19 protein-coding genes and 11 pseudogenes are annotated in these 26,864 nt (G+C 63.3%); 13 read left to right on the top strand and 17 right to left on the bottom strand.

Going from position 1 to position 26,864, the window contains the following annotated elements; genetic code table 11:
• Nucleotides 1-11: 11 nt before the first annotated feature.
• From C7T91_RS05330 to C7T91_RS05320, 3 genes are all read right to left on the bottom strand, one after another.
• Entirely contained in the window at nucleotides 12-446 is a 435-nt protein-coding gene (locus C7T91_RS05330) for a CBS domain-containing protein (RefSeq protein ID WP_108258281.1), read from the bottom strand.
• Between the two features lie 210 nt (nucleotides 447-656).
• Entirely contained in the window at nucleotides 657-1,265 is a 609-nt protein-coding gene (locus C7T91_RS05325) for a VPLPA-CTERM sorting domain-containing protein (protein ID WP_108258280.1), read from the bottom strand.
• Nucleotides 1,266-1,657: 392 nt separating this feature from the next.
• Nucleotides 1,658-2,269, bottom strand: coding sequence for a lytic transglycosylase domain-containing protein (locus C7T91_RS05320; protein ID WP_108258279.1), 612 nt, complete (start codon nucleotides 2,267-2,269; stop codon nucleotides 1,658-1,660).
• A 163-nt stretch (nucleotides 2,270-2,432) separates the two neighbouring features.
• On the opposite strand from C7T91_RS05320, the pseudogene C7T91_RS05315 reads away from it, so the two are divergent.
• Both C7T91_RS05315 and C7T91_RS05310 read left to right on the top strand, forming a co-directional pair.
• A pseudogene (locus C7T91_RS05315) lies at nucleotides 2,433-2,519 on the top strand (single-stranded DNA-binding protein); the annotation flags it as partial.
• Nucleotides 2,520-2,615: 96 nt separating this feature from the next.
• Nucleotides 2,616-3,053, top strand: a pseudogene (locus tag C7T91_RS05310) (FecCD family ABC transporter permease); the annotation flags it as partial.
• A 688-nt stretch (nucleotides 3,054-3,741) separates the two neighbouring features.
• Here the strand turns inward: C7T91_RS05310 and C7T91_RS05305 are convergent.
• On the bottom strand, nucleotides 3,742-4,218 hold the full coding sequence (locus tag C7T91_RS05305) for a flagellar basal body-associated FliL family protein (protein WP_108258278.1): 477 nt from the start codon (nucleotides 4,216-4,218) through the stop codon (nucleotides 3,742-3,744).
• A 103-nt stretch (nucleotides 4,219-4,321) separates the two neighbouring features.
• Here C7T91_RS05305 and C7T91_RS05300 point away from each other — a divergent pair, with 103 nt between their 5' ends.
• The 8 genes and pseudogenes from C7T91_RS05300 to C7T91_RS05275 all read left to right on the top strand — a co-directional run bounded on the left by C7T91_RS05300 (nucleotide 4,322) and on the right by C7T91_RS05275 (nucleotide 10,702).
• Nucleotides 4,322-5,956: a flagellar M-ring protein FliF gene (locus tag C7T91_RS05300; protein ID WP_145962783.1), complete on the top strand. Its 1,635-nt coding sequence runs from the start codon at nucleotides 4,322-4,324 to the stop codon at nucleotides 5,954-5,956.
• Between the two features lie 24 nt (nucleotides 5,957-5,980).
• Nucleotides 5,981-6,544: a hypothetical protein gene (locus C7T91_RS31385; protein ID WP_145962782.1), complete on the top strand. Its 564-nt coding sequence runs from the start codon at nucleotides 5,981-5,983 to the stop codon at nucleotides 6,542-6,544.
• Nucleotides 6,534-6,806: a FliM/FliN family flagellar motor switch protein gene (locus tag C7T91_RS05295; RefSeq protein WP_108258277.1), complete on the top strand. Its 273-nt coding sequence runs from the start codon at nucleotides 6,534-6,536 to the stop codon at nucleotides 6,804-6,806. Before C7T91_RS31385 ends, C7T91_RS05295 begins: the two co-directional genes overlap by 11 nt.
• A 45-nt stretch (nucleotides 6,807-6,851) precedes the next feature.
• Nucleotides 6,852-7,517, top strand: coding sequence for a flagellar type III secretion system pore protein FliP (locus tag C7T91_RS05290; RefSeq protein WP_108258276.1), 666 nt, complete (start codon nucleotides 6,852-6,854; stop codon nucleotides 7,515-7,517).
• A 122-nt stretch (nucleotides 7,518-7,639) separates the two neighbouring features.
• A pseudogene (locus C7T91_RS32220) lies at nucleotides 7,640-7,753 on the top strand (IS5/IS1182 family transposase); the annotation flags it as partial.
• A gap of 90 nt (nucleotides 7,754-7,843) precedes the next feature.
• Nucleotides 7,844-8,101, top strand: a pseudogene (locus C7T91_RS05285) (DUF1028 domain-containing protein); the annotation flags it as partial.
• On the top strand, nucleotides 8,101-9,582 hold the full coding sequence (locus tag C7T91_RS05280) for an aldehyde dehydrogenase (protein WP_201741959.1): 1,482 nt from the start codon (nucleotides 8,101-8,103) through the stop codon (nucleotides 9,580-9,582). The pseudogene C7T91_RS05285 and the gene C7T91_RS05280, both read left to right, overlap by 1 nt.
• Nucleotides 9,583-9,655: 73 nt before the next feature.
• On the top strand, nucleotides 9,656-10,702 hold the full coding sequence (locus tag C7T91_RS05275) for a LysR substrate-binding domain-containing protein (protein ID WP_108258274.1): 1,047 nt from the start codon (nucleotides 9,656-9,658) through the stop codon (nucleotides 10,700-10,702).
• A gap of 20 nt (nucleotides 10,703-10,722) precedes the next feature.
• On the opposite strand, the pseudogene C7T91_RS05270 reads toward C7T91_RS05275, so the two are convergent.
• The 10 genes and pseudogenes from C7T91_RS05270 to C7T91_RS05225 form a co-directional block, all read right to left on the bottom strand.
• A pseudogene (locus C7T91_RS05270) lies at nucleotides 10,723-11,553 on the bottom strand (IS3 family transposase); the annotation flags it as partial.
• A 51-nt stretch (nucleotides 11,554-11,604) separates the two neighbouring features.
• Nucleotides 11,605-12,312 (bottom strand): annotated as a pseudogene (locus tag C7T91_RS05265) (MFS transporter); the annotation flags it as partial.
• A 339-nt stretch (nucleotides 12,313-12,651) separates the two neighbouring features.
• Nucleotides 12,652-13,474 (bottom strand): annotated as a pseudogene (locus C7T91_RS34790) (transposase); the annotation flags it as partial.
• Between the two features lie 102 nt (nucleotides 13,475-13,576).
• Nucleotides 13,577-13,777 (bottom strand): annotated as a pseudogene (locus C7T91_RS05250) (hypothetical protein); the annotation flags it as partial.
• A gap of 577 nt (nucleotides 13,778-14,354) precedes the next feature.
• Entirely contained in the window at nucleotides 14,355-14,885 is a 531-nt protein-coding gene (locus tag C7T91_RS05245; RefSeq protein ID WP_108258271.1) for a calcium-binding protein, read from the bottom strand.
• Nucleotides 14,886-14,933: 48 nt separating this feature from the next.
• Nucleotides 14,934-14,993: pseudogene (locus C7T91_RS39090) on the bottom strand (hypothetical protein); the annotation flags it as partial.
• Nucleotides 14,994-15,796, bottom strand: a pseudogene (locus C7T91_RS05240) (ABC transporter ATP-binding protein); the annotation flags it as partial. It lies immediately after the preceding pseudogene.
• 2 nt (nucleotides 15,797-15,798) lie between these two features.
• Nucleotides 15,799-16,704, bottom strand: a complete 906-nt coding sequence (locus tag C7T91_RS05235; RefSeq protein ID WP_108258270.1) for a carbohydrate ABC transporter permease — start codon at nucleotides 16,702-16,704, stop codon at nucleotides 15,799-15,801.
• Nucleotides 16,701-17,585, bottom strand: coding sequence for a carbohydrate ABC transporter permease (locus tag C7T91_RS05230; RefSeq protein ID WP_108258269.1), 885 nt, complete (start codon nucleotides 17,583-17,585; stop codon nucleotides 16,701-16,703). The genes C7T91_RS05235 and C7T91_RS05230 overlap by 4 nt, the downstream gene beginning before the upstream one ends.
• A gap of 60 nt (nucleotides 17,586-17,645) precedes the next feature.
• Nucleotides 17,646-18,941 (bottom strand): extracellular solute-binding protein, encoded by a 1,296-nt coding sequence (locus tag C7T91_RS05225; RefSeq protein WP_108258268.1) that lies wholly within the window; start codon nucleotides 18,939-18,941, stop codon nucleotides 17,646-17,648.
• A gap of 127 nt (nucleotides 18,942-19,068) precedes the next feature.
• On the opposite strand from C7T91_RS05225, the pseudogene C7T91_RS39085 reads away from it, so the two are divergent.
• A pseudogene (locus C7T91_RS39085) lies at nucleotides 19,069-19,806 on the top strand (ROK family transcriptional regulator); the annotation flags it as partial.
• 222 nt (nucleotides 19,807-20,028) lie between these two features.
• On the opposite strand, the gene C7T91_RS05215 reads toward C7T91_RS39085, so the two are convergent.
• Nucleotides 20,029-21,663: a flavin-containing monooxygenase gene (locus C7T91_RS05215; RefSeq protein WP_108258267.1), complete on the bottom strand. Its 1,635-nt coding sequence runs from the start codon at nucleotides 21,661-21,663 to the stop codon at nucleotides 20,029-20,031.
• 137 nt (nucleotides 21,664-21,800) lie between these two features.
• On the bottom strand, nucleotides 21,801-22,847 hold the full coding sequence (locus C7T91_RS05210) for a primosomal protein N' (replication factor Y) - superfamily II helicase (RefSeq protein WP_108258266.1): 1,047 nt from the start codon (nucleotides 22,845-22,847) through the stop codon (nucleotides 21,801-21,803).
• 280 nt (nucleotides 22,848-23,127) lie between these two features.
• Here C7T91_RS05210 and C7T91_RS05205 point away from each other — a divergent pair, with 280 nt between their 5' ends.
• Nucleotides 23,128-24,747, top strand: coding sequence for a putative bifunctional diguanylate cyclase/phosphodiesterase (locus C7T91_RS05205; RefSeq protein WP_108258265.1), 1,620 nt, complete (start codon nucleotides 23,128-23,130; stop codon nucleotides 24,745-24,747).
• Between the two features lie 77 nt (nucleotides 24,748-24,824).
• Nucleotides 24,825-26,051, top strand: coding sequence for an MFS transporter (locus C7T91_RS05200; protein WP_108258264.1), 1,227 nt, complete (start codon nucleotides 24,825-24,827; stop codon nucleotides 26,049-26,051).
• Here C7T91_RS05200 and C7T91_RS05195 read toward each other — a convergent pair.
• Nucleotides 26,048-26,668 carry an HAD-IA family hydrolase gene (locus C7T91_RS05195; RefSeq protein ID WP_108258263.1) on the bottom strand — a complete coding sequence of 207 codons (621 nt, stop codon included), beginning with the start codon at nucleotides 26,666-26,668 and terminating at the stop codon, nucleotides 26,048-26,050. The two genes, C7T91_RS05200 and C7T91_RS05195, sit on opposite strands and share 4 nt — an antisense overlap.
• Nucleotides 26,669-26,864: the final 196 nt, after the last annotated feature.

Raw genomic sequence — 26,864 nt, 5'->3', positions numbered from 1 at the left:
GTCCCCGGCCGTCAGAATCCCATGATCATGCCTTCGAGGGCGGTCTTCTCCATCGCCATCTCGGAGAGCCGCGCCTTGACGACATCGCCGATCGAAATCAAACCGACCATCTCGCCGTCATCGACCACCGGCATGTGGCGGAACCGGCCCTCGGTCATCTTGCCGAAGATCTCGTCGCTGTTCTCGGCGCTGCTGCAGCTCGACGGATTGGCCGTCATGATCTGCCGCGCCCGGTCCTCGAGGCAGCCCGCCCCGCGGCGGCCCAGTTCGCGGACGATGTCGCGCTCGGACAGGATGCCGTCGACGCTGCTGCCATCGGCCGAGACGATGACGGCGCCGATCTTCTTCACAGACAGCAGCGCCGCCACCTCTGCCACGCTCTGGTCCGGCGACACCGTGATGACGCCGCTCACGTCCTTGGACTTGAGGATCTGTCCGACTTGCATTCCGTTCCTCCAGTTTGATGCGCCGCCCCCGCGGCGCATGACACTCCCGCACCAAGCGTCGCCGCGACATAACTTCCTGTCAAGGCGGCAGAAGTCGGAGACCCGGAAAACGCGGGAGCCTGCGGACGGGCGCGCTGCCGCAAAAAAGGGAACGCCGCCCGCAGGAGCTGCGGACGGCGTTCGGTACCGGACCGGACGGCCGGAGGCGCGTCAGGCCTTGCGGCGCCGTGCGGAGGCCGCGCCCAGAAGGCCCAGCCCCGAGATCAGCATCCACGCCGCCGCAGGCAGCGGCACCTCGCTGCGCAGCCATTCCGGCGGAACGTAGCCGCCGCTCTTGACCGCGTAGAGCGAGTAGTGGCTGATGCCCATCGGCCCGCTCTTCGAGAACGGCGTCGCATAGGTGCCGGAGGTTCCGTCCGGCGCGGTGAAGGCATAGCCGACATACTTGTCCGGCGTCGGGTTGGCACTCTCGTTGGCGCTCTTGAGCACGATCATGAAGCCCAGATACGTGTCGAAGATGGTGCTTCCGACGTTCCAGGTGCCGGATTCGTCATCGCCGGAGACGAAGAAGTTCTTGCCCAGGAACTCCCAGGTGGACACGCCGAACATCCCGTCGGCGTTGACATCCAGCACGCTGCCGCCGACCCCGTCCTGGCTGTCGCCGCCCAGCCAGCAGCCGCTGTTCGTGCCGCTCGGCGTCGCGACGACGTTGTCGGAGATGCCGGGAAATCCGCTGGCGGAGCAGGTGGCCGCCAGCGCGCCACCCGAAGCGGCCAGGCTGAGGGCAGCGGCCGCGAAAACACTCGAAATGCAGTTCATTACAACTCTCCCTTTAATTGCACGGCTCAAAATACAATCCCTCAAAAGTTACTTAAAGTGCGAACTAATATCTGTAACAAATTATTAATATATAATTTTACTAAATTGCATCCGTTAACCATGTTTTGTTTCCAAATCATGGAACAATCCGTATCCATGGGCGGGATGCGGCTCCCGGAGCGATGCTCCGGGCGCTGGCGGACAGAATCAGAGAGGGCGGACCCGGCATGGCAAGCCCGGCCCCGCACGGCGGCAACCCGGCCGCGCAGGCACGGGCTTGAGCTGCCGGATGTCACCGGGATCCGACTGCCGTCAATCAGCGGTCATGGAGAACGTCGAACAGGCCCGCCGCGATCGGGGGCCTGCAAATGTCGGCGGACGGTTGCCCGCCGTCAGCCGAGGCCGCCGAGAATCGCCTGAACGTATTTCCGGGTTTCGTTGTAGGGCGGCACGCCGTTATGGCGGCTCACCGCCTCTGGCCCGGCATTGTAGGCCGCCAGCGCAAGCCGCCAGGAGCCGAAGCGGTTGTACTGCTGGCGCAGGTAGCGCGCCCCGCCTTCCAGGTTCTGGCGTGGATCCTTCGGATCGACGCCCAGATACTGGGCCGTGCCCGGCATCAGCTGCGCCAGCCCGATCGCCCCCTTGTGGGACAGCGCATTGGGGTTCCAGCCGCTTTCCTGCTGCACCAGGCGGGTGAACAGGCTCTCGGGGATCCCGTGGCGCCGCGCCGCCTCGGAAGCCATCGGCATGTAGATTTTGCGGTACTTGGAATTGCCGCCGCGGGCGGGCGGCAGGCTCAGCTTGCCGTCCCAGGACGACGGCGGCATCAGCCGCTCGGAATAGGCGTATTGGGTGGCACCGCGCTTGTCGAGAAAGCTCGTCTGCTGCCGGAAAAGCTGCCCGCGGTCAGAGGACACCGATTGTGCCTGCGCCGCCGCCGAAAAAACAATCAAACCTATGGCCGCAGCCGCGATGGCCGCGCTCGTCCGAAATCCAGCCTGCATGCACAAGACCCCTGCCGTTTTTCTTGCCGGGTTTATATCTTCAACTTTCCTCAAGATCCAGAAGAACCGGGGAACCCGGCCCATATGCCCGCCCATCGGCTTGCCGCCTCCGGCCGGCTGAAGTAACAGGATAGCCGCAGCCAAGACAAGGAAGGGAGAACCCATGGCGGGGTCTGTGAACAAGGTCATTCTGATCGGCAACCTCGGGCGCGACCCGGAGGTGCGGACCTTCCAGAATGGCGGCAAGGTCTGAGGCTTCCCAGCAGCCAGAACAGGATGCCGCGGGTCTGTTCGGCGCTGGCCGAGGAGGTGACGACGAAGGATGTCACGGCATTGAACAGCTGGCGGCGTGCGCTGGCCGGACGCGGCGCTGGCCCTGCCCATGCTGCTGGCCGGGCTGGCCCTCTGCCTCTACCGGGCGCGCGCCCTAGACGCCTTCGCCTTCGGCGAGGATGCCGCCGCATCGCTCGGGGTGGAGGTCAGGCGGGTGCGGATCGAGTTGCTGGCGCTCACCGCCCTGCTCACCGCCAGCGTCGTCAGCATCGTCGGCGCGGTGGGATTCGTCGGATTGGTCATCCCGCACGCCGCGCGCTTCTTCGTCGGCCCGGCCCATGGGCGCCTGATCCTGTCCTCTGCGCTGGCCGGCGCGGTCTTCATGGTGGTCGCGGATGTGCTGTCGCGCCTGGTCCTGCCGGGCCAGGTGCTGCCGGTCGGCGTGGTCACCGCGCTGGTCGGCGCCCCGGTCTTCGCCCTGCTGCTCTGGCGGACGCGGGGCCGCCGATGACCTTGCGGAGCGAAGACGTCTCCTGTCAATTGCTTATCGATTTTGACGTCGAACTTGGGAGGTCAGCTTCTTTTTTCCTCAATCTTTCAAGCTCTACTTTTAGTGTCTCAAAGGATGAATCGTATTCGCTAGACCTAGATGAGTGTAAGTTTTCATTTGACTGTATTTCATCTATGCCAGACCGATCTGCATTTTGTGCAGACGCCGTAGTAATCTTTGCGAACAAACCTGAACTCATCGATAAAATAGCTACTGAAGTCAAAACAGAGTTTGTCAAAACGGAACGATTCGTCATTAATGCCATATCAACTTCTTCTTTTTCGCTGATTTCTTCGTACAAATTTCGGGAGTGTTGTGTTGTGTTTATCAATCTCAGATTTTCGTTGATCGTTCAATTGGGGCGACTTCGATAATGGCAAAAGCAATTCATCCAAATTCTCGCAAACTTTCGATGCAACATCTATCTTTTCGTTCAAGGAAAGTTCGCCAATGCTAATCTTTGCGTCAATTTCTTTCAAGGCTCGATACAATTCTTCCACATGAGAGGTAAGTATATAAATGTTTCTCTCGGATTTCCTCTCGTGTTTTTTGATGTTTACCAATCGGATTCCAATGTTGATGCAAAGTAAAATAGACGATGCAATGCCTATAAGTAGAATAGTATCAATTCCGCTAATATTAGACATAACTATACGATTAAAAATTTTGATATTAGTAGATCTTTCACGATATCTTCTCCAATAATTAATTGAATTCTACGAAGCATTTGTAGTTTAATCTTGAATATTGAACCGGGTTCATTGAAATCTTCCAATGCTAGTGATCTTAGATATGTGTTTAAAGCATCATCAATTCTAGGAACCTGACGCTGTACCTCTTGGATGTGCGCAGAAGATATTTCGATGTATCCTTCGAATCTCACTTGTTTTTCAGTGGAATTGGAACCAAACGAAATTTGCAAGGAGTTTAATGGAAAAAATTCAGTAGTTATACCGGTAGCTTCACTTTGATGATTCGTGGCGGTTAATTCACGAGAAGGCTCCGAAAGAATTTCACTTCCACCTATTACGAAAGAAACTCCAAATGATACAGCACCTAAAACACTAGCAATTCCCAATGAAATTACTGTAAAGTTTTTTTGGTATTGGGTGGCTTCGTCAGTCATTGCTACCTCACAGGTTGTCTTTAGATAGAAAATTTCAGCTAACTATTCGTTAAGATAACTGCAGTATTTTAGAAAAGACATAAAAATTTATTGTGGTAAGACAATGAAAGAAGAACGTCTATTTGACGGGTGGGGACGTATAATAAACTTCCGGCTGCTTTCGTCAATTGGAATAATACTTGCAATATCAGCAATTCTATATTCAATGTTGCATTTGCTTTTCTCACCGAGGATGACTCCTTTGTATTCCAGCCTTACAGCCGCTGAAATACGAGATGTTATCGTAGAGCTTGACGACTGGGGAATTAAATATGACTTCAAAGATGGGACTGTTTACGTTCCGTCTAGGGAAATCGAAAATATTTTGATGTCTTTAGATTCGACGCCAGGGCGGTTGCCGCAAGGCTACGAGATACTGGATTCGATAAACGGATTTGGAACCACATCACAAATGTTTGATGCAGCATTTTTGAGAGCTCGAGAAGGTGAGCTTTCTAGAACTATCACGTCTAATCAGAACATTGTATGGGCACGAGTGCATTTATCATTTCAAGACAATCCTTCATGGGGACCTAAAGATCGCGGCGCAGCGTCTGTTCTGGTGTATCCAAATGGCCCGAGTGTCAATAACGATCAAGCGCAGGCAATTAAGAACTTGGTAGCTTCGTCAATGGCCGGTTTAGACAAAAAAAATGTCACAGTAGTCAACGCTAAAACGGGGATCATTGCTGATGATACAACGAATGACCTAATGAATTCAATTTCGGACACAAGTGAATTAAAACTTCGTGCGGAGCGGATTCTCGATGCCTATTTAGGATTTGGAAAAAGTCGCGTAGAAATTTCTATAGAATCCGAAAGGCAGGTTGAGCAATTAGTTGAAAGAAAAGTTGATCCCGCTCAAAAGGTTGAGATTAGCTCTGAAACTCGTGAGGTGGCGAATTCATCAGAAGATACAGATAATGGCGGCGTAACAGTTTCATCAAATCTTCCGAGTGGAAATGGAGTTGGCGAGAACCAAATAATCAGTACGAAAAGTGAAAACGAAAATATTGAACGGAAGAATTATGAGTTTTCTGAAGTAAGACGGGAAGTCGAAAAACAGCCTGGTGGCATAAAGAGAATGTCCGTTGCTGTTCTTGTCGATGGAGTTTGGGAAGAGAACGATATCGGAACTACTACTTGGAGAGCACGAACGGACACTGAAATTTCTGATCTCGAGGCTCTCGTTGCATCCGCTTTAGGAGTGAACGAAGAGAGAGGAGATCAGCTGACTATTAGGTCTATGCAGTTTGCTATTAGTCCATATGCGTCCGAAAGCTCGAATGCAGTCCACGGTGGATTTTTAAGAAATTCAATTTTCACGCATTTTAAAACAGCGGTATTTGCAGTAACAACTACACTTCTTGCCTTCTTTGTTCTCAAGCCAGCAATTTTAGATCGTGGAATTTACTCGTTAGGAGCGAAACCTTCTGAAAGTATTTTTGAAAACAATATGGAGCAGAACGGCAGGGGCGATGGATTAATGGATGTGGCCGATAATCTTGGGTTGCCGAAGATATCAGACGGTATATCTGATGGCGAATCCATGCCCAAATTTGAAACATTTGATTTTGCAAACGAAGAACTGAATATTTCGCCGGTTGGAAAGTTAGTCGAGACTATTGAGTCGAGGAAGGAAGATGCAATGGAAATCTTAAGAGATTGGCTAGATACTGACCGCTTTGTTTCCGGATAGCATTGGCTCGGATGAGATAAAATTGTGAGGAAGATAACGTTTTCGCAGCTGTATGAGAAGTTCTCTGACCCGCCATGCACAAAAAGTAATTATAAGCCGGAGGCTGTGGTCGAAATTCTAGCATTTGAGAAGGGGTACAAATCCGGCTGGCAGGATGCCATAAGATCAAAAGCTGGAGAAGTCGAATTGTCACCGAGCATTCCATCTGTGGATGACGTAATTTTTGAGTTTCGGAGGGCACTCAGAAATCTATCGATTCTTAGCTCAGATTTCACCTTGAAAGTATTATCTTTAATATTCGGTGAAATTGAAAATGAGGCGATTTTGAAGGAGATAAAGGAGCAGATTGAGCATCTGCATGGTGAAATGGTTCTACAGAATTTCGATATTTCGTCTTCGTCAGAATTATTCGATATGATTTCGCAGCCATCACAGGAACGATACGAGGAGTCTATGAGGGATACTGATGTAGCTGCAGTTATTAGATTTTCGGATGAGGAGATACACTTTTCATTAAGTGATCTTATTTTGAAAATGAAGCATCTTTATACAGTAAATCTTTCGGAGGAAAAAACGGATGAAGACTGATGTATCGTCCGCTAAGGCGAAGTTTGGTGTTTTGGGTGTTATTTTAGAGTTGAAAGTCGTCGTTGGAATTGGGCGCCTCACTTTTTCAGAGATGATAGATATTCCAAAGGACACGATTGTTCCCCTCGGCCGAAATTTGCGGGATCCTGTGGATTTGTATGTCGGTGATCGGCTTATTGGATACGGAGAGCTGGAAGAGGTAGAATGCACCGGTGAGGGCATGCTGGGCGTAAGAATAATTGAGATCTTTAAAAATGATTAGAAAAATTTTTCTTTTTTTGTTTACTTCTCGGTATTGCCTTTGGAAATGTTTGCGCAAAGCGCTTTTCCGTTGGAAGCGCAGGTGGTTCATTCCTTTCAGATCGCGGCGGTTTCAATTGGTGCTGCCGCGATTCTTCCGGTATTGGTTCTGTGCTGCACATGTTTTCCGTTTTTCATTATTGTTTTCTCGATTTGTCGCCAGTCCATTGGCCTACAGCAGTCACCTCCTAATGTATTGTTAATTTTCCTTTGTATTTTTCTTACGTATTTTGTTATGTCGCCAGTTCTAGAAGAGGCCTGGAGCAATGGTGTTATACCCTTCATTAATGGGCAATCTTCATTTGGGGACTCGTTGAAATTGATTAGTGAACCATTTATTGATTTTATGAGGAATAATGTTGATGAACAAGATTTAATTCTTCTCAGTGACGCTAAGTCTGGGTTGGAATGGAGATCGTCTGGAAATGAAGTATCAGTCGATATCCTTCTGCCGTCGTTCTTGTTAGGGCAGGTTTCGCATGCGTTTGCCGTCGGATTTTTTGTTGTTCTTCCTTTTTTGGTTATTGATTTGGTGACGGCAGCAGTTTTGATGTCGATGGGCATGATGATGGTGCCGCCCGCTGTGGTTTCGTTGCCTTTTAAGATAGCTTTTTTTTCAGTTGCTAATGGATGGATTTATTTGGCTGCGGCCTCAGTTTCGTTTTATAAATAAATATTTTTATCTGTTCAGGGGCGCTGTTGCACAAATCAGCTAACAGGCTGCTGAAATAGTCGGACCTCGACGCCGTTTGCAGAACATGATTCACCCTCTGCGGATCAACGGCGGAGACAGGCATGCGCGGTGCCGACGAGACGAGCGGGTCGCTGTTCAGCTATGTCGATCTGCAGGCGCGTATCCCCGCCCGGCATCCGCTGCGGAAGATCCGGCAAGTGGTCAAGTTAGCTATGGAGCCGGCGCTGTTGTGCAAATCGGCTGACGACCGCATTTCCCCTTTCCCCGGACACTGAGCTTGCCCCCGGATCGCGGACTGGGCCGATGGCGACCGGCTGATCGCGGCGATGCAGGCCGGCCTTGCCGCCGGCGGCGAGGCCGGCCCCGTGCATTCGGCAGGGATGCTGGTCGCCGACAAGCAGGCCTGGCCCTATACCGAGCTGCGCTGCGACTGGACCGAAGACTGTCCGATCGCCGCCATCGCCGCCGCCTGGGAGGTCTACAAGCCCCAGGCCGAGGCCTATGTCACCCGTGCCCTGAACCCGACGGACGCGCCCTCCTACGGCGTGCCGGGAGACGAATGATGCAGAGCCACGCCCATTACCGGGCCGCCGCCGAGGCGATCGAGTTCCGCACCGGGATCTGGATCGACGGCGCCTTCCGCCCCGCCCTGTCGGGCGAGACCTTCGCCACGGTGAACCCCGCGACCGACAAGGTGCTGGCCGAGGTCGCCCGCGGCGGCGCTGCGGATATCGACCTGGCCGTGAAATCCGCCCGCTCCGCCTTTGCCGATGGCCGCTGGTCCGGCAAGACGCCGGGCGAGCGCAAGGAGGTGATCCTCAGGCTCGCCGCCCTCATCCGCGAGAACCTCGAAGAGCTGGCGCTGACCGACACGCTCGACATGGGCAAGCCGATCTCCGAGACGGTGAATGTCGACGTGCCGGGCTCCGCCCATTTCTTCCAGTGGCATGCCGAGGCCATCGACAAGCTCTATGACGAGGTGGCTCCGACCGGCGGGCGCGACATCGCCCTGATCCGCCGCGTGCCCCTGGGCGTGATCGGCGCGGTGGTGCCGTGGAACTTCCCGCTCGACATGGCGACCTGGAAGCTGGCGCCCGCTCTGGCCGCGGGCAACTCGGTCGTGCTGAAGCCTGCCGAGCAGTCGCCGCTGTCGGCGCTGCGACTTGCGGAACTGTCGAAGGAAGCCGGGCTGCCCGACGGCGTGCTGAACGTGGTGCCGGGATTCGGCGAGGATGCCGGACAGGCGCTGGGACGGCACATGGATGTCGACTGCCTCGTCTTCACCGGCTCCACCCAGGTCGGCAAGCTCTTCCAGCGCTATGCCGGCGAGAGCAACATGAAGCAGGTCTGGCTGGAGACCGGCGGCAAGAGCCCGAACCTGATCTTCGCCGATGCCGATCTGGACAAGGCCGCCGAGAAGGCCGCCTTCGGCATCTTCTTCAACCAGGGCGAGGTCTGCTCGGCCAACTCCCGGCTCCTCGTCCATGAAAGCATCGCGGACGAGATGATCGCGCGGCTGAAGGAAAAGGCCGAGGCGATCCGGCTGGGCGATCCGCTCGATCCAAGGACCCAGATGGGCGCCATGGTCGATGCGCATCACGCCTCCCGCGTGGCGGGCTTCCTCGATAAGGGCTGCGCCTCCGCACGCCTCGTCACCGGCGGCGAGCGCGTCACCATCGGGGACTCGGACGCCTTCATCCGCCCGACCATCTTCGCCGACGTGCCGCGCGACGCGGAGATCGCGAGGGACGAGATCTTCGGCCCGGTCCTGTCGGTCCAGAGCTTCGCCAGCGATGACGAGGCCGTCGAGATCGCCAATGACACGGTCTACGGCCTGGCCGCCTCGGTCTGGACCCGCGATCTCAGCCGTGCGATGGAGGTCTCGAACCGGCTCTGCGCCGGCACGGTCTCGGTCAACACGGTCGATGCGCTCTCGGCGATGACGCCCTTCGGGGGGATGAAGCAGTCGGGCTTCGGCCGCGACCTGTCGATCCACTCCTTCGACAAATATAGCGCGCTCAAGACGGTTTGGATCACGTATTGAGCCGGAGCCATTGACCTTGCCCCGTCCCGCACCGACATTGGTTGGCGTTTCTGAACCGTGGGACGGGGTCGGCATGGCGTTGCGCTTCACCCTGAGACAGCTCGAATATTTCGTGGCCGTCGGCGAATGCGGCTCGATCGCGCTCGCCGCGGAGAAGGTCAACGTGTCCTCCCCCTCGATCTCGGCCGCGATCTCGCAGCTCGAGGCCGAATTCGGCCTGCAGCTCTTCGTGCGCCGCCATGCCCAGGGCCTGTCGCTGACCCAGGGCGGCCAGCGCTTCCTCGACCATGCCCGCGACGTGCTCGACCGGGCGCGGCGGCTCAGCGACCTGTCGAACGACATCACCGGCCAGGTGCGCGGCCCGCTCAATGTCGGCTGCCTCGTCACCTTCGCGCAGATCGTGCTGCCGCAGGTGCGGCGCGGCTTCGTCGACCAATACCCGGATGTCGTCTTCCGCCAGTTCGAGCGCGACCAGGCCGAGCTGTTCGACGGGCTGCGCTCGGCCAAGCTCGACCTCGCCGTCACCTACGACCTCGACATCCCGAACGATCTCGACTTCGTGCCGCTGGTGTCGCTGCCGCCCTATGTGCTGCTGCCCGAGGACCACGCGCTGGCGCATCTCGACGAGATCACGCCCGAGATGCTGGCGGGCTTCCCGATGATCCTGCTCGACCTGCCGCTGAGCGCCGAGTATTTCCTGTCCTTCTTCCGCGCGGCGGGGGTAACCCCGGACATTGCCGAGCGGACCCGCGACATGGCGGTGATGCGCTCGCTGGTCGCCAACGGCTTCGGCTATTCGATCGCCAATATCCGCCCGGTGACCGACATGGCCCCCGATGGCGGACGGCTGCGCTTCGTGCCGCTGACCGGCGCGGTGCGGCCGATGACGCTGGGCCTGCTGGTGCCGCAGGGCGCGCAGGCGGCGCTGACCGTGCGCGCAGCACGTATAGCGCTGGTCAAGGAACGCACGCGCCTGCGCAACCGCAGCCATGTGCAAATCAACCCGGTTCTGAAACGTCAGGTCAAAGTGCGGCTTACGCTGGTCGAGCGTCAGCTTGCCGAGCTCGATGCCGAGATCAGCGGTGGTCCCGGTTTTCCGGCCAGTTTGCCGCCGGGCTAAGCTATAGCCTTGGTTTCACGTCAGGCGGCAATTTTCAGGTTCGGAGTCCGGGTACCATAGGCCTCGTCTGGGGTCAGCAGCCCATGCGATGAGTGCGGGCGTCTTTCGTTGCAATAGGAGATCCATGCGCCGATCCCCTTGCGTGTCTCCGAGCCGGTCTCGAAGGCGTTCAGGTAGACGCACTCGTACTTCAAGGACCGCCACAAACGTTCGATCGTCCGGTTGTCGGTCCAGCGCCCCCGGCCGTCCATCGAGATCCCCACTTTCGCGTCGTGCAGCACGCCGGTGAAGTCGGTGCTGGTGAATTGCGATCCCTGATCCGAATTGAAGATCTCCGGCGTGCCGTATTTCGCCAGTGCCTCCTTGAGCGCCTCGACGCAGAACGCCGCGTCCATGGAATTCGGCAAACGCCAGCTCAGCACCTTCCGGCTGTGCCAATCCATGACGGCCACGAGGTACAGGAATCCCCGGCGCATCGGGAGTGAGGCATCGAACGCCATCGGTCCGAGAGAGATGCCGAACGCTGATGTCGGCACACCAGACCTGGTTCGGCCGGGTGATGGGCAAGTCCTTCAGAAGATACGGGTATATCTTGTTCTCAGGGTGCTTCCTGCTGGTCTCCGGTTCCTGGTCCCCTCTCGGGACATTGCTGCGCAATGCCCTGCCGGGCCGCGGATCGGCACCAGCCGCATCAGCTTCATCAGCCGCCTGACGCGGTGCCGCCCGCATTTGTGCCTCTCTCTCTGCATGTGGCGGGCCATCTGCCGTGATCCGTACCACGGCGTTGCAAGGAACTGGCGGTCGATGGCCGCCATGAAGGCCAAGTTCTCGGTGCTTTCGCCGCGCGGCCCGAGGCCGAAGCCCGACAGCGCCAGCGGGATCGCCCAGGACGGCGCCGCCGCCGCATCGATCATCGCCGCCGAGAAGAAGGAATAGACCGCGAAGACGCCGCCGAAGCCGACCGAGCCGACCATCAGCGTCAGCCACATCGCCCGGCTGCGCAGCACGCCCAGCTCGCGCAGCGGGCTCGCCGAGGGATCCGCGGGTTCCACCGGGGCGACCCGCTTGATCAACAGCGCGGAGGCCGCGGCGATCGCCGTCACGATGACGAAGCACCAGCGCCAGCCGAAGCTCTGGCCGATCGCGCCCGCGGCCGGGACCCCGATCACGTTGGCGATGGTCAGCCCCATCAGCACCTTGGCCACGCCCTGCGCGCGCTTGCCCTTGGGCAGGATGTCGGCGGCAAACAGCATCGCGATCCCCAGATAGGCGCCATGCGGCAGCCCCGACAGGAAGCGCGAGCCGATCAGCAGGTTGGCGGTCGGCGCCAGCGCCGCCACCGCGTTGGCCAGCGCGAAGAAGGCGATCAGCAGCACGAGGAACAGCTTGCGCGGCAGCCGCGCGCCCAGCACGGCAAGCACCGGCGCGCCGATCACCACGCCGAAGGCATAGCCGGAAATGGCATGGCCCGCGACAGGCTCGGAGATGCCGAGATCGCGTGCATAGTAGGGCAGCAGCCCCATGGTCGCGAATTCGGACACGCCGATGGCAAAGGCGCCGAGGGCGAGCGCAAGGATGGTCCGGCGGATCTGGGCGTCCGGATAGGTCATGGGAAAACCCCAACTGAATCACTGGTCATTGCGGGAACGCATCGCAAGAAAGGCCCCGGGCATGCCGGAGGCTCCGCTGCAATGCGGCATCCGCAAGGCACCACGAATGGCCCGTTAGCGCAATCGCCGATTTTGCAAGGGTGCCCTTCCGTGAATGCATGCGCGCAGCCCCAATGATCGCGGACTGAGGTGACTCGGCCAGCGATCTGTCCCGCGGCATTCTCCGTTCGAAGGGCGCGCCGGATGGACCGGTGCAGAGCCCCGGGAATGGGGGGAGACAGGCTGCGCATTGTTGCAGAAGTCGGCGTCGGGACGCGATGCCCCTTGACCCGGCTGCGGTCAGGCCACGCGTTCGATCCCGGCGGTGCCGAGGACGTTGAAGCGGTTCGTCAGGGCAACTCGGATGTGGATTTCAGCGGTCTGGGTCCTTCGAGGCAATCCGTTCGCCGAAGGACTTGAGGTTCCTCATTCCGACCCCGATCCGGTTGCGGACATTGTCGCCCGGCCATCGCTGCCGAGCGAGCCGGAACCGTGGCGCCAGTCGCGCCGCGAAAGTCCGGCCAACGCGCCGAGTTGCCCGCGGGATGCCGCTGCGGGCGAGGGCGGCAGGGCAGTCCTCCTTCCGGAAACGGCCGTTACTGCGGATGGGAATGACCGCCGTGCCGCCACGTACCAGCATCGCCGAATGGCACCTGTGGGTGCCGAAAGCGTCGCCAGCGGTGCTCGACGTTGCCCATCGCGGCGCCATCGGTCCGAGCCCGAGGGGCGACGGCGCATCCGCTGGCAACTCGCCCATGACAGTGCCGATCTCCTCGTCTTGCGGAATCGGGTCGAGGAGTTCCCGCAAAACCGGACGGTCGCCCTAGCGGCTGCAGGTGACTTCCACCGCCCTGAAGTCGTCCGCCGCCGTGTCCATCGCCGCATGGACCTTGCGTTGCTGGCGGCGGCGGGGGCCATGCGTCCTCGCCAGCCATTCATTCATCGGGCTTTCGCCGCGCCGCTCGCGCCACGGTCCCGTCTCGCTTCGGCGCCGGCTGAGCGTGGAAAAGCCGGGAAACGGCCAGTCCAGCCCTGCCCTCTCGGGGATGCCGGACCCCATGCCCGCCGCTTGCCGGATCGGCAGGCCGAAAAGCACCTTCACCATCAGGCGGAACTGGATTGCATTCGCCGGGCAGGGCTCCGCCCGTTCGGCCTCAAATCCTCCCCCGGAGGATTTGCCGTTTGCGCAGATCGAACCTCCCCCCGGGGACCGTCTGCTGATCCTGCTGATTCAGGGAACACCCGCGGACGTCCCGTCTTGCCGGTTTTCGGCGCGAACCAGGCCATGTCCTTGTCCGGCCAGACGAGCAGCGAGCCGCGCCGCTTGAGCACGTTCGCCCTTGCGCTCGGACCAAGGACGCAGCAACGGCTCACTGCAGGATTTCCGGTTGGTCGTGCGGTAGCGCGCTGGCTCGGGCTTCGTCATGCGAGGCCATTAACTTACCGCATTCCCAAGGTGTATCCGCCTGACCGATGAGGTCTGCAACAATGCCGTTCCAAGGGACGGCCGCACCTGCTCGCGGACACTGGGGCATCGACCGCCATCGGTCCGGGGACGATGCCGAATGGCATCGAGGCGGCAGGCGAAAGCACGGCGCGCCAAGCGGCGCAGTCGCGGGTCCGCCCTGACCGGTGGCGGGCCCGCTCATGGTGCAGGATCCATCTTGGCATCGACGGCCCGGAGCTCCGGGCCGTCGAGGCAGCTCCGGCAATGCCGGCGATGTCTGGCCGCCGGTCCGCGCGGACCGGCGAGGCATGCTGCCGGACCTGCTTGCCCGGTTCCCGGCGGACGGGGAGATCGCCGCGACGCCATCTCTGCCCGCGGAGCCGCCGCGGTTCGCCGGGCAAAAGGGTCCCCCCGGAGCTTTTGCATGTCCTCCCCGCTTCCGCCCCCCCGGACATGCATGCCGTGGAAGCCGGACACGGCCGGAGTGCGCGCGCAACGGGTTCCTGCGGACATCGAAGCAACTCGGCCGGGCACCCTGGCAGAACTGGAGCGGGGATCAGCGCCGCAGCAGGGGCGGGACATATGCGCCGGAACAGGAAAGTATCCGGAGGACCTGCGTGAAGCTCCTTGGCCAGCGGCCGATGTTCCGCCACGTCTGCCGCCGGGTTGCCGAGGTCCGGATCCGGGTGGCGATCCTGAATCGCTCCGATGTCTTTTTTTCCCGGTTTTTTTCCCGGCGGTCGTCGCCGTTGCCGCCGCCGATCGTGTCTCGGCCGAGCCCGCCGCGCAGCTTGTCGTTGCCCGCCCCGCCTAAGATCTGGTCGGCCCCGGCAAAGCCCTCGATGGCGTCGTCCCCGGCGCCGCCGGCCAGCACGTCGTTGGCGGCCGTGCCGCCGAGATCGCGGTTTCCGCCCGCATAGTCGATGGTGTCGACATGTTCCGCACGGACGGCGTCAAAGGCCGCATCGGCGAAGACCAGCGTCTCGATGCCGTGGAGCCGGTCGGTCGCGTTGCCATGGACCACCGACATCGTGCCGTCGGCGTGGAAGACGAACTCGGCCTCCGCGATGCCGGCGGCGAAGATCACCGCGTCCCGCCCGGCACCGCCGTCATGGGTGTCGCTGCCCGCCCCGTCGATCAGGATGTCGTCGCCGACGCCGCCGTCGAGGCTGTCATCGCCTTCCCCCGCGGCCAGCAGATCGCCGCCGGCGCCGCCGGCCAGCGCCCGCCGTCCGGCGCCCGCCGTCCCGCCGTCATCTCCTTCATCGCCGGCGAGCCGATGAAGCCCGCCACGAAGGTGGAGGCCGGGCGGTGGTAGATCGCTTCGGGCGTGTCGAACTGCTCGATCCGGCCCTTGTTCAGCACCATGATCCGGTCGGCCATCGTCATCGCCTCGACCTGGTCATGGGTGACGAACACGCTGGTCGCGCCGATCCGGCGGTGCAGCCGGGCCAGCTCCATCCGCATGTCCTGGCGCAGCTTCGCGTCGAGATTGCTGAGCGGCTCGTCATAGAGCAGCACCTCCGGTTCGCGCACCACGGCGCGGGCGATGGCGACGCGCTGGCGCTGTCCGCCGGAAAGCGCGGCCGGGCGGCGGCCGAGGTAATCTCCGAGCTCGACCAGCTTCGCGGCTGCGGCGATGCGGGCCATGCGCTCGGCCCTGGGCACGCGGGCGACCTTCAGCGCATAGCCGATGTTTTCCGCCACGGTCATGTGCGGGTAGAGCGCATAGCTCTGGAACACCATCGCCAGGCGGCGGTCCTTCGGCTCGTCCTCCTGCACCTCGCGCCCGCCGATGGTGATGCGGCCCGCGCTGATCCGTTCCAGCCCGGCGATGCAGTTGAGCAGGGTGGACTTGCCGCAGCCCGAGGGGCCGAGGATCACGGTGAACTCGCCCGCGCGCAGCTCGGCATCGAGGCCGGGGATCACCGGGGCGCCGCCATAGGACTTGGACAGCCCGTGCAGGCCGATCCCGGCGGTGGGTCTGGGGTCGTGCATGGTCATTTCTCCGACAGGGCCAGCCCGCGCACGATCCGGCGCTGGAACAGGGCAATCAGGATCAGGGGGGGCAGGGTCACGAGGATCGCGCCGGTCATCTGCAGCGGGAAATCGGGGATGCGCTCGCCGTCTTCCTGCAGCCGGGCGAGCCCGACCACAGCCATGGTCCGGGCGGGCGAGGAGGCGGCCACCAGCGGCCACATGTACTGCACCCAGGCGCCGATGAACATGTAGATGCCCAAGGCGGTCAGCGGCCCCTTCGACAAGGGCAGCAGGATGTCGCGCAGGAACCTCAGCGGCCCGGCGCCGTCGATGATCGCGGCGCGCGCCAGCTGCGGCGGGAGGGTGCGGAAGAACTGCACCAGGATCAGCGTGGCCGAGCCCTGCGCCATCAAGGGCAGCGAGATGCCCGCATAGCTGTCGAGCAGGTTCCAGTGCAGATCGAGCGGCCCGCCGGTGAGCGCCGCCCACCAGCCGCCCATGTTGGCCACCGCATTGACCGGCAGCGCGACATTGGCGGTGACTTGATAGGCGGTGATGATCATCAGTTCGAGCGGCAGCATGATCGAGGCGACGGCGGCCGCATAGACCAGCCCGCGGCCGCGCCCGGTGAAGAACACCACCGCATAGGCGGTGCAGAGCGCCAGCCCGACGCGCCCCGTGGCCACGATCGCGGCGACGATCACCGAGTTCAGCGTCTGGCGCGGCAGGTCGGTGCGGGTCCAGATCTCGCGCAGGTTGCCGATCAGGTGGGTGCCCGGAACGAGCGAGAAGTTGCGGGCCAGGAAATCCTCGTAGCTCTGGGTCGCGGTGACCACGACGATGGCGAGCGGCGCCAGCACGAAGGCGAGGCCGGCGATCAGGACCGCGCCCGCCGCGCGGTCGATGGAACGGGTGTTCTCGATCATCGGTCGTACTTCACCTTGCGCTCGAGGAAGACGTATTGCAGGCCGGTGACGCAGGCGACGAGCGCCATCAGGATCACCGTCTGGGTGGCCGCGCCCGACAGGTCGTAGGCTTTGAACCCGTCGGCATAGATCTTGTAGACAAGCAGGTTGGTCGCGCCGCCGGGCCCGCCCTGGGTCATCGTGTCGATCAGTCCGAAGCTGCCCGAGAGGCTGTCGGCGACCTCGAGCACGATCACCACGAAGAGCTGCGGCGTCAGCAGCGGCAGCTGGATGTCGCGCAGGCGCCGCCACGGTCCGGCCCCGTCCATCGCGCCCGCCTTGTGAAGCTCCTGCGGGATCGCCTGCAGCCCGGCCAGCAGGATGATGAAGCTGAACGGGATCGCGCTCCAGACATTCGCCGCGAAGAGCATGATCCAAGTGTGGACCGCATTGGTGCGCGGGTTCCAGATGCCCGGCCAGAGGTCGTTCAGCGGCGCGAGGATCCCGAGATAGGGGTTCAGGATGAACACGAAGACCACCCCGATCGAGGCCGAGGCGACGGCCTTCGGCCAGAGGAAGACATTGCGCGCCACCGGCGAGACCTTCAGCGCCCGGTCGGCAGCCAGCGCCAGGATCAGCGCGGCGAGGATCGAGCTGCCCGAAGCCAGCACCATGTAGAGCAGCGTCGCCCCCGCCGAGGACCAGAACTCGGCCGAGCCGAGCACGCGGCGGAAATTCTGCAGCCCCACGAATTGCGAGCCGCCGCCGAAGGGCTGCTCGAGGTGGAAGGCCCAGAAGAAGGCGAGGAGGATCGGCAGGTAGAAGAACAGGAAGAGCACGATCAGCTGCGGCGCGGCAAGCGCCCAGGGCAGCAGCCGCGACCGGAAGATGGCCTGTTTCATCGGCAGGGCCTTTCGTCAGGAAGGGGCGGCCGGTCCCCGGGGGAACCGGCCGGAACGGGATCAGGGCAGCGCGACGCCCTGATAGGTCTGCTCGAAGCGGCGCAGCAGCGCGTTGCCGCACGCGGCGGCGTTGTCGAGCGCCGCCTGCATGCTCTGCCCGCCGGTGAAGGCCTTCTGGGTCTCTTCCATGAAGATGTCGCGGAACTGTACGTAGAAGCCCAGCCGGATGCCGCGGCTGTCGGGATTGCCGGGCTGGTTCAGGCTGTCGACGCCGACGCCCGCGGTGGCGAATTCCAGCGAGGCCGCCTCGGGCGAGGCCTGAAGCGCGGCCAGCGCGCTTTCCGTGACCGGGACATAGCCGGTGGCGCGGGTGAACTCGATCTGCTGTTCGTCCTGCCGCAGGAAATCCAGGAAGGCGCGGGCGGCGTCGTAGTCTGCTTCGGAATGGCCCTTCATCACCCAGATTGAGGCGCCGCCGATCAGGGTGTTGTGCCGCGCGTAGCCGTCATAAATCGGCGCCATGGCGATCTCGACCTTGTCGCCGAGCGCGGCGTGGGCTGCGCCGTAGGAGCCGGTCGAGCCCTCCATCATCGCGCATTCGCCGGTATTGAAGGCGGTGGCGTAGTTGCCCGCGGCCGTGTCGGCGTCGAGCTTCACGAGGCCGTCGTCGCGCCAGTCCGCCAGGTTCTGCAGATGCTGCGCCACCGGCCCTTGGTTGAAGACGTATTCGGCATCGAGCCCGCCATAGCCGTTGTTCCGCGTGGCGACCGGCAGGCCGTGGCGGGCGGCGAATTGCTCCAGCACGCGCCAGGGATGGCCATCGGTGACGAAGGGGCAATCGACCCCTGCCGCTTTCAGCGCGCGGGCGGCCTCGGCGACGCCTTCCCAGCTCTGCGGCAGCGCCTCGATCCCGGCCTTGGCCAGCAGCGCGCGGTTGCCGTAGAAGATCAGCGTCGAGCCGTTATAGGGCTGCGAATAGAGCGCGCCCTGCGAGGTCTCGTAATAGGAGCGCGCGCCGGTGATGTAGCCGTCCCAATCCGCATCGGGCGCGAACTCGGCGACCGGCATCACCGCGCCCGAGAGCATCAGGTCGAGCGTGCCCGCGTCGAAGAACTGGATCAGCGCCGGATGCTGGCCCGAACGGTAGGCGGCGATCGCCTTCTGCATGCCGGTCTCGTAGCCGCCCTGGCCGATGCAGGTCACGCGGTGGTCGTCCTGGGCCTCGTTGAAGGCGGCGCAGGCGGCCTGGATGGCGGCCTCGCCGGTGCCGGTATTGCCGTACCAGAAGTCGATATCGGCGGCATGGGCGGCGGCAGCGCTCAGCGCCAGCGCGGAAAGGGCGGTTGTCTTCAGCATGACGGGTCCTCGGAGAGCAGGGACAGGGAGGCCGGGATCGGCATGGCGCTTTCATTACACATTATGTGTGACAAAGAAGTGACGAAACGGCTCCGGCCCGATATTGCTTGAAGCATGTTCATCTCCCATGGGATGTGAGGACATGACTGCCGCGTTCCGCACCTTTCCGCCCGATCCCTCCGCGCTGCTGGCGCCGCGCCTCCGCCGCGCCGCCGGGAGCCCTGCCAGCCCCAGCGAAAGGCGGCTCCTGTCGCTGCTCTGGCAGGCGCCGGAGCAGACCCGTGCCGCGCTGACCGCGCGGATGGACATGGCGCAGCAATCGGTGCACCGGCTGCTGTCGGGGCTGCAGCAGGATGGGATGATCCTGTTCGGGCCGCTGGTGCCGCCGAAGCACAAGGGCAAGCCCAGCCCGCAGGTGCTGCTGAACCCGCGCTTCGGCTGCGCGCTCGGCGTGTCGCTCGATACCGACCGGGTGGGGCTGGCCTGCATGGATTTCGCCGGCGGCCACCTGACCCGGCATTTCCCGATCGCGGGGGACAGCGTGGCGGCGGTGCTGGACCGGATCGGCACCGAAGCCGAAGGCCTTCTCGAGCAGGCCCGCTTCGCGCCCGGCGACGTGCTGGGCATCGGCTTCGCGATCGCCGGCTACCTGATGAAATCGGGCCGCTACAACCCGCCCGATCCGCTGGTCCACTGGTCGGAGATCGACCTGGCGCGGACGGTTTCCGAGCGCTTCGGCCTGGCCTGCTGGACGGACAACACGGCGAACACGGCGGCGCTCTGCGAGGCGATGTTCGGGGCAGGGCGGCGCCACCGCAACCTCGCCTACCTGTCCTTCAACTACGGCTTCGGCGCCGGCATCGTCAGCGAGGGCGACCTGCTGCGCGGCGGCTTCGGCAATGCCGGCGAGATCGGCATGATCTTCACGCCGGAGGAATCCGCGCGCCGTCCGGCGCTGGGGCTGCTGCTGGCGCATCTGCAGGCGGCCGGGCGCGGCATCGCCAGCATCGAGGATCTGGCCCGCGCCGCGGACTGGCCCGAGACCGCCGCCTGGGGAGGACGCGGTCCGGGGGCGGACCGCGCCGGATCACTCGGCGGCCTCGGCTGCGGCGGGGGCACGGCCGAGCGCGAAGCCCTCGTAGCCCTTCTCGGCGACCTCGCGGCATTTCTGCCGGTAGGCGCCGACCCCGCCGGTATAGCTGAGCACGCGGCGCGGCTTTCCCGCCACGTTCGAGCCGGTGTACCAGGAGTTCGTCTTCGCGATCAATGTGGCGTTGGCGACCTCGTCATGGTGCTGCACCCAGGCGTCTTCGCCTGCGGCGGTGGGTTCGATCACCGTGGCGCCGGTCTCGCGCAAGTGGCGGATGCAGCCGGTGATCCATTCCGTCTGCTGCTGCAGGCAGGTGGTCATGTTGCAGAGCGCCGCCGAGGGCGCCAGCGGCGCGCCGGTCATGAAGAGATTGGGGAAGCCGTGCTTCTGCATCCCGAGCGTGGTGCGGATGTCCTTCGCCCATTCGCCCGCGAGCGTCATGCCGTCCCGCCCGGAGATGTCGATCCGCGCCAGCGCGCCCGTGCCGGCGTCGAAGCCCACCGCCATGATGATCACGTCGAGCGCATGGACCGTGCCGTCGGCGAGTTCGACGCCCTCGGGAACGATCCGGGCGATCGGGTTGTCCCTGACCGGGACCGCCTCGACATTGGGCTGGAGGTAGACCTCGAGATAGTTGGTCTCGAGCGGCACCCGGTGCGTGCCGAAGCCGTAATCGCCGGGCTTCGGCACCAGAATGTCGATGAGCCGGGGATCCTTCAGCCGCGCCTCCATCTTCCCGCGCACGAAGGCAGAGATCTCGGCGCTGACCGCTTCGTCGAAGAACAGCTCGGCGAAGGAGGCGATCCAGAGCTTCAGCGAGCCGTCGGCATGGATTTCCTCCATCACCGCGCGGCGCTCGGCCGGCGTGAGGTCGGCCCATTTATGGACGAAATCGTATTCGAAGCCGGTGAAGGTGCCGGGCAGGGTGCCTTTCAGCTCGTCGAAGCGGGCCTTGTAGCCCTGCGCCTCGCCGGGACCGTATTTCGGGTTCTTCATCGGCAGGACATATTGCGGCGTCCGCACGAAGACCTTGAGCGAGCCGACCGCCGGGGCGATGGTCTGGATCACCTGGATGCCGGTCGCGCCGATGCCGATCACGCCGACGCGCTTGCCCTCGAGGTCGAGCCCCTCCTTCGGGTAGCGCGCGGTGTGCAGGATGGTGCCCGCGAAGCTCCCCTGTCCCTCGAAGCGGTTTTCGAGCGGCGCCGAGAGCATGCCGGTGCAGCCGATCAGGAACTGCGTGTCATAGGTCTCGCCGGTGTCGGTCTCCACCCGCCAGCGGCCGGTTTCCTCGCTGTACTCTGCCCTGGTGACCTTGGTCGCGAAGGAGAAATCGCGGCGCAGGTCCAGCCGGTCGGCGACGTAATGCATCCAGCGCTCGATCTCGGGCTGGGCGGGGAAGCGTTCGCTCCAGGTCCAGTCCTTGTAGAGCGCCTCGTCGAAGAGATACTGGTAGATATAGCTCTCGGAGTCGAATTTCGCGCCCGGATAGCGGTTCCAGTACCAGGTGCCGCCGACATCCGTCCCGGCCTCCACGCCATGCACGTCGAGTCCGTCGCGGCGCAGCTGCCAGAGCTGGTAGAGCCCGGCCACGCCGGCGCCGATCACCAATGCATCGAGTTTCCTCGCCATCCTGTTCCTCCCTGGAATGGTCCCCGGGCGGTTCTGCCCGGCATCGGGAAGAGGCTAGGGGCAGGGCGCCGCCCGGTCTTGAACGATCCGGACGGACGTCGGGACGAAATTGCGCTGCGTTGCCGCATGGCGGCGGGCTACAGGCCCTCGCTGACCGCCATGACATAGCCGATGGCCGCCGCTGCCGCGAGGCCGAGCGCCACCGCCACGGCGATCTTCCAGACCGACCAGGGCCGCGCGCCCTGGACCCGGCCCGACTGGGCGTTGACCAGGAGCCGGTAGGCCTCGCCGCGGTAGCGGTAGACCCCGACCCAGACCGGCAGCAGCACATGCTTGAAGGTCACCGCGCTGACCTCGGTGTCGATCTGGTGGATGCGCTGGCGGTCGCCGCCGATGTCGAAGCGCACGTCGCGGGCGATCGTCCGGTCCATATGGGCGCGGGCCTCGTGGAAGGCCTCGTCGAGCTCGATGCCATAGGCCTCGGCGCGAAGCCCGGCGAGGTATTCGGGCTTGTAGGGTTCGAGCCGCGACAGGTCCCAGGGCGGCAGCCCGGCCATCATCTCGGCGGGCAGGCTGCGGCTGCCCGGCACCAGCACGTCGTCGAAGAACCGCGCCACCCGGCCGCGCGCCGGGCTCCAGCGGACCTTGGCGACCTGCTCGATGCTGCCGTCGCTGCGGCGGCGGCTCTGGAAATGCACGGTGCCGCGCTGGCCGGAATAGCTTGACCGGGTCTGGGCGTCGAAGGTCCAGTAGGGGATGTAGATCCCCTCCATCCGGCGGCCCTTGCGGGCGTATTGCTGCAGGCCCGAGGGCGCGAACCAGAGCCGCCCGAGCCAGCGGGTCATCGCCTCGCGCGCCTCGGCCTCGCCGACCGCGAAGGGTACGAGGCCCTTGGGCCTGATATGGCGGCTGGGGCCGCTGTCGCCGACGACGGGCGTGGCGCAGAACGGGCATTGGCCGGAATGGACGCCGGGGCTGAATTCGACCTCCGCCCCGCAGGAGCGGCAATGGAAGACCCGGGTTTCCTCCAGGTCCGCGGCATCGAGCTGGTTGGCCAGCGCGGCGCGGAAATCGAGTTCGCGGATCGCGCCGGGGCGGCCCCAGGGGCCGTTGCGGTCGTCGATCTCGGCGACATGGCCGCAATGGTCGCAGGCCAGCGCGCCCTGGCGCGGGTCGAAGCGCATCGTGGCGCCGCAGGCCTCGCAGGGAAAGCGGTGCTCGGGCGGGCCGCCGCGCCGACCCGCGCATGAGCCCCGCGGACACGGTGGCGGTCATGGCGGCCATGGACCGGATCCGCGGCGAGATCGGCCTGCGCTACGCCGCCGACGCCGGCTGACGGCCCGCTGCCCCCCCGGTTTCCCGACAATTGGATTAAACTGGGAGGCACTTTCCCGGCGCTGCTTTACCGCCCGATAGGGCTTTCCCGGCTACGCCACGGCCCTGAAGCGGCGCCAGGGGAACGGCATGCGGTGGAAAGTTCTGCAGAACCTGCGGGAGACGGCCAGGACCCACGCCGTCCCGATCCTGGCCTTTGCCACCGCGATCGGCAGCTGGCCGCTGCTGACGCAGTTCGAGCTGTTCGAACACTTCTACGACTTCAGCCGGGCCCACGAGGAGATGGAGCTCGACGAGCTGGCGCTCCTGGTGCTGAACCTCACCGCCGCGCTGACCTTCACCAGCATCTACCAGTGGCGCCGGCTGAACCTGCTCAACGCGGAGCGCGAAAGGCTGAAGCAGCGCGCGGAAACCAATGCCCGCCACGATCCGCTGACCGGCCTGATGAACCGCCGCGCCTTTTCCGGGGCGCTCGAAGAGATCGGGCAGGCCCGGCCGTGCCGCAGCGACCGGATCATCGCGATGATGGATCTCGACCGGTTCAAGCCGGTCAACGATCTCTACGGCCATGCCGCGGGCGATGCCACGCTGCAGGCGGTGGCACGGCGCATCGGCACGGAACTGGACGGCAACGGCCAGCTTGCGCGGCTCGGCGGCGACGAATTCGCGGTGATCTTCTCGGAAGAGGTCGATGCGCGTCTGGCCGAACGCATGGCGCGGCGAATCCTGCACCTGATGGAAAGCCCGGTCGAATTCGGGCAGAGCCGGATCTTCGTCGGCTGCAGCATCGGGCTGGTGTCCTGGCGGACCGACAGCCCCTGGTCCGAAGCACTGCGCCGCGCCGACAAGGCGCTCTACATGTCGAAGAGCGCCGGGCGCGGCCAGGTCACCTGGTACGATGCCGAGCTCGACCGCCGCTCCCATGAACGCGCCGCGATCGAAGCCGACCTGCGCGAGGCCATCGCCAAATCCGAGATCCAGCCCTGGTTCCAGCCGATCATCCAGATCGAGACCGGCACGCTGACCGGGTTCGAGGTGCTGGCCCGCTGGACCCATCCGGTCCGCGGTCCGATCCCGCCGGATGTCTTCATCGGCATCGCCGAAGACAGCGGGCAGATCGGCAATCTCGGCTTCGGCCTGCTGCGCGAGGCCTGCCAGTCGGCCCGGAGCTGGAACCCGAAGCTGTCGATTTCCTTCAACCTCTCGCCCTTCCAGTTCCGCGATGCCACCTTGGTCGAGCAGATCAAGCAGATCCTGGAGGAGTGCGGCTTCGATCCCGCCCGGCTGACCATCGAAGTGACGGAAAGCTCGATCATCCACGATTTCGACATGGCCCGCGCCAAGCTCGACGCGCTCAAGGCGCTCGGCATCAAGGTCGCGCTCGACGATTTCGGCACCGGCTATTCCAGCCTCGCCAGCCTGCGCAAGCTGCCCTTCGACCGGATCAAGATCGACCGCAGCTTCGTCACCAACATCGCCGCCGAGCCGCAGAACCAGAAGATCGTGTCGGGGATCATGGCGCTCGCCAACGGGCTGGAGCTGGACGTGACCGCAGAGGGCATCGAATCCGAAACCGATCTGGGCTTCCTGCAATCGCTCGACTGCTCGCTGGGACAGGGGTTCCTCTTCGAGAAGGCGATCCCGGCCGACCAGATCGCCTGGCTGCTGGAAACCAAGTGGAGCCAGGGCCAGGTCGGACCGCTGCATGACGTGCCCGCTGCGCCGGAGCGGCAGCGCGACGCCGGCTGACGTCCATCGCCCGGCGTGATGGCGGCCATCAGCAAATGGAATTTGACGGGCTTCGGGAACGTCGCCATTGCTGACCCATGACCCGTGCCCCCCTGATTACCCCCGTCTTGGTCGCAGGCTGCATCATCATGCTGGTGAGCTTCGCGATCCGTGCCAGTTTCGGCGTGTTCCAGATCCCCGTCGCCGAGGAGTTCGGCTGGATGCGGGCGGATTTCTCGCTGGCCATCGCCATCCAGAACCTCGCCTGGGGGATCGGCCAGCCGATCTTCGGCGCCGTCGCCGAGAAAATCGGCGACCGCAAGGCGATCGTCATGGGCGCCCTGCTCTATGCCGCGGGGCTGGTGCTGTCCTCGGTCTCGACCCTGCCGCTGCAGCACCAGCTGCTGGAAATCGCCGTCGGCTTCGGAATCGCCGGGACCGGCTTCGGCGTGATCCTCGCCGTGGTCGGCCGCGCCGCCGCGCCCGAGCACCGCTCGATGTCTCTGGCCATCGCCACAGCCGCGGGCAGCGCGGGCCAGGTGATCGGCGCGCCGGTCGCCGAGGGGCTGCTGTCCATCATGGCCTGGCAGCAGGTCTTCCTGGTTTTCGCCGCCGCGATCCTTCTGGCGCTCTTCGCGCTGCCGATGATGCGCGCGCCGGTCGCGCCGCGCGCCGAGCTGGAGGAAACGCTGGGCCAGATCCTGCGCCGGGCGCTGCGCGATCCGTCCTACGGGCTGATCTTCATCGGCTTCTTCTCCTGCGGCTACCAGCTGGCCTTCGTCACCGCGCATTTCCCGGCGCTGGTCACCGAGATGTGCGGCCCGATCCTCGACGGCTCGCTGCTGGCAAACCTGGGCATCGGCACCACCTCGGCGCTCGGCGCGGTGTCGATCGCGGTGATCGGCATGGCCAATATCGCGGGCACGCTGACCGCGGGCTGGCTCGGCAACCGATTCCCGAAGAAATACCTGCTCTCGGGCATCTATGCCGGGCGGACGCTGATCTCGGCCTGGTTCATCCTGATGCCGATCACCCCCGCAACCGTGCTGGTTTTCTCGGTGGTGATGGGCGCGCTCTGGCTGGCCACCGTGCCCTTGACCTCGGGCCTCGTCGCGCATCTCTACGGGCTGCGCTACATGGGCACGCTCTACGGCATCGTGTTCTTCTCGCACCAGCTGGGCAGCTTCCTCGGCGTCTGGCTGGGCGGGCGGATGTACGACCTGACCGGCGACTATACCGCCGTCTGGTGGGTCGGGGTCGTCGTCGGAGCGCTCAGCGTTGTCGTTCACCTGCCGGTGCGCGAGCGCTCCGTGGCCGTGGCCTAGGCCGCCTCCGCCGCACTCAGGAGCCCCTTGGCGACAAGGGTCTCCGCCCAGCCTTCCGGGCCGGTGAAATGATGCACCTGCCAGCCGCGCGCGGCAGCCGCGGCGATGTTGTCGGCGCGGTCATCGGCGAAAAGCAGGCGCTCCGGCGCGAGGCCGCAATCCTGCTCCACCATCTCGTAGATCCGCGGATCGGGCTTGATCACCTGCATGTGCCCCGAGATGTAGCGGCGGTCGAACTCGCCGAGGAACGGGTATTGCGTCTCGGCATAGTCGAAGCTGCCGATGCCGAAATTGGTCAGCGCGAAGACCGGCACGCCCTTCGCCCGCAGCGCCCGCAGCAGCCGGACCGAGCGCGGGATCTCCGGGCTCGCCAGCTCGATCCAGTTGTCGTGCCATTGCCGGATCTCGTCGCGGAACTCGGGATATTGCTCGGCGGCGGCATAGATCGTCGCGGTGAAATCGCCGCCCCGGTCGACCTCGTCATTCATCGCATGCAGATCGACCGCCTCGAACATCGCGCGGCGGCGCGCCTCGCCCACGGTCCGGTCGTAATACCGTTCGGGCTGCCATTCGATCAGCACGTTGCCGATGTCGAAAATCACCGCATCCACTGTCATCGCCGTCTCCTGCATCGCCCTGGCGCCCCCGTGATAGCGCGGGCGCCGCGCCGGAGCACCGGGCATCGGGTCGCGGGTCCCGGCAGGTTGAACCGCATGGTTCACTTCCCGCGGCCATCCCGGCATACTATCTGGAAGACAGGACCGGAGGGGATGCCGGACCCGCCGAGCACAGCAATGCCCAGGAGGACCAGGC

This window comes from Mangrovicoccus ximenensis (genome assembly GCF_003056725.1).
In the GTDB taxonomy this organism is placed as follows: domain Bacteria; phylum Pseudomonadota; class Alphaproteobacteria; order Rhodobacterales; family Rhodobacteraceae; genus Mangrovicoccus; species Mangrovicoccus ximenensis.
This window is presented reverse-complemented; position numbering and strand designations above follow the sequence as displayed.

Bases quoted from the DNA above. Each gene is read 5' to 3' on its own strand.
- C7T91_RS05330 (WP_108258281.1), bottom strand. From the start codon at position 446: ATGCAAGTCGGACAGATCCTCAAGTCCAAGGACGTGAGCGGCGTCATC.
- C7T91_RS05325 (WP_108258280.1), bottom strand. From the start codon at position 1,265: ATGAACTGCATTTCGAGTGTTTTCGCGGCCGCTGCCCTCAGCCTGGCC.
- C7T91_RS05320 (WP_108258279.1), bottom strand. From the start codon at position 2,269: ATGCAGGCTGGATTTCGGACGAGCGCGGCCATCGCGGCTGCGGCCATA.
- C7T91_RS05305 (WP_108258278.1), bottom strand. From the start codon at position 4,218: ATGACTGACGAAGCCACCCAATACCAAAAAAACTTTACAGTAATTTCA.
- C7T91_RS05300 (WP_145962783.1), top strand. From the start codon at position 4,322: ATGAAAGAAGAACGTCTATTTGACGGGTGGGGACGTATAATAAACTTC.
- C7T91_RS05295 (WP_108258277.1), top strand. From the start codon at position 6,534: ATGAAGACTGATGTATCGTCCGCTAAGGCGAAGTTTGGTGTTTTGGGT.
- C7T91_RS05290 (WP_108258276.1), top strand. From the start codon at position 6,852: ATGTTTGCGCAAAGCGCTTTTCCGTTGGAAGCGCAGGTGGTTCATTCC.
- C7T91_RS05280 (WP_201741959.1), top strand. From the start codon at position 8,101: ATGCAGAGCCACGCCCATTACCGGGCCGCCGCCGAGGCGATCGAGTTC.
- C7T91_RS05275 (WP_108258274.1), top strand. From the start codon at position 9,656: ATGGCGTTGCGCTTCACCCTGAGACAGCTCGAATATTTCGTGGCCGTC.
- C7T91_RS05235 (WP_108258270.1), bottom strand. From the start codon at position 16,704: ATGATCGAGAACACCCGTTCCATCGACCGCGCGGCGGGCGCGGTCCTG.
- C7T91_RS05230 (WP_108258269.1), bottom strand. From the start codon at position 17,585: ATGAAACAGGCCATCTTCCGGTCGCGGCTGCTGCCCTGGGCGCTTGCC.
- C7T91_RS05225 (WP_108258268.1), bottom strand. From the start codon at position 18,941: ATGCTGAAGACAACCGCCCTTTCCGCGCTGGCGCTGAGCGCTGCCGCC.
- C7T91_RS05215 (WP_108258267.1), bottom strand. From the start codon at position 21,663: ATGGCGAGGAAACTCGATGCATTGGTGATCGGCGCCGGCGTGGCCGGG.
- C7T91_RS05210 (WP_108258266.1), bottom strand. From the start codon at position 22,847: ATGCGCTTCGACCCGCGCCAGGGCGCGCTGGCCTGCGACCATTGCGGC.
- C7T91_RS05205 (WP_108258265.1), top strand. From the start codon at position 23,128: ATGCGGTGGAAAGTTCTGCAGAACCTGCGGGAGACGGCCAGGACCCAC.
- C7T91_RS05200 (WP_108258264.1), top strand. From the start codon at position 24,825: ATGACCCGTGCCCCCCTGATTACCCCCGTCTTGGTCGCAGGCTGCATC.
- C7T91_RS05195 (WP_108258263.1), bottom strand. From the start codon at position 26,668: ATGACAGTGGATGCGGTGATTTTCGACATCGGCAACGTGCTGATCGAA.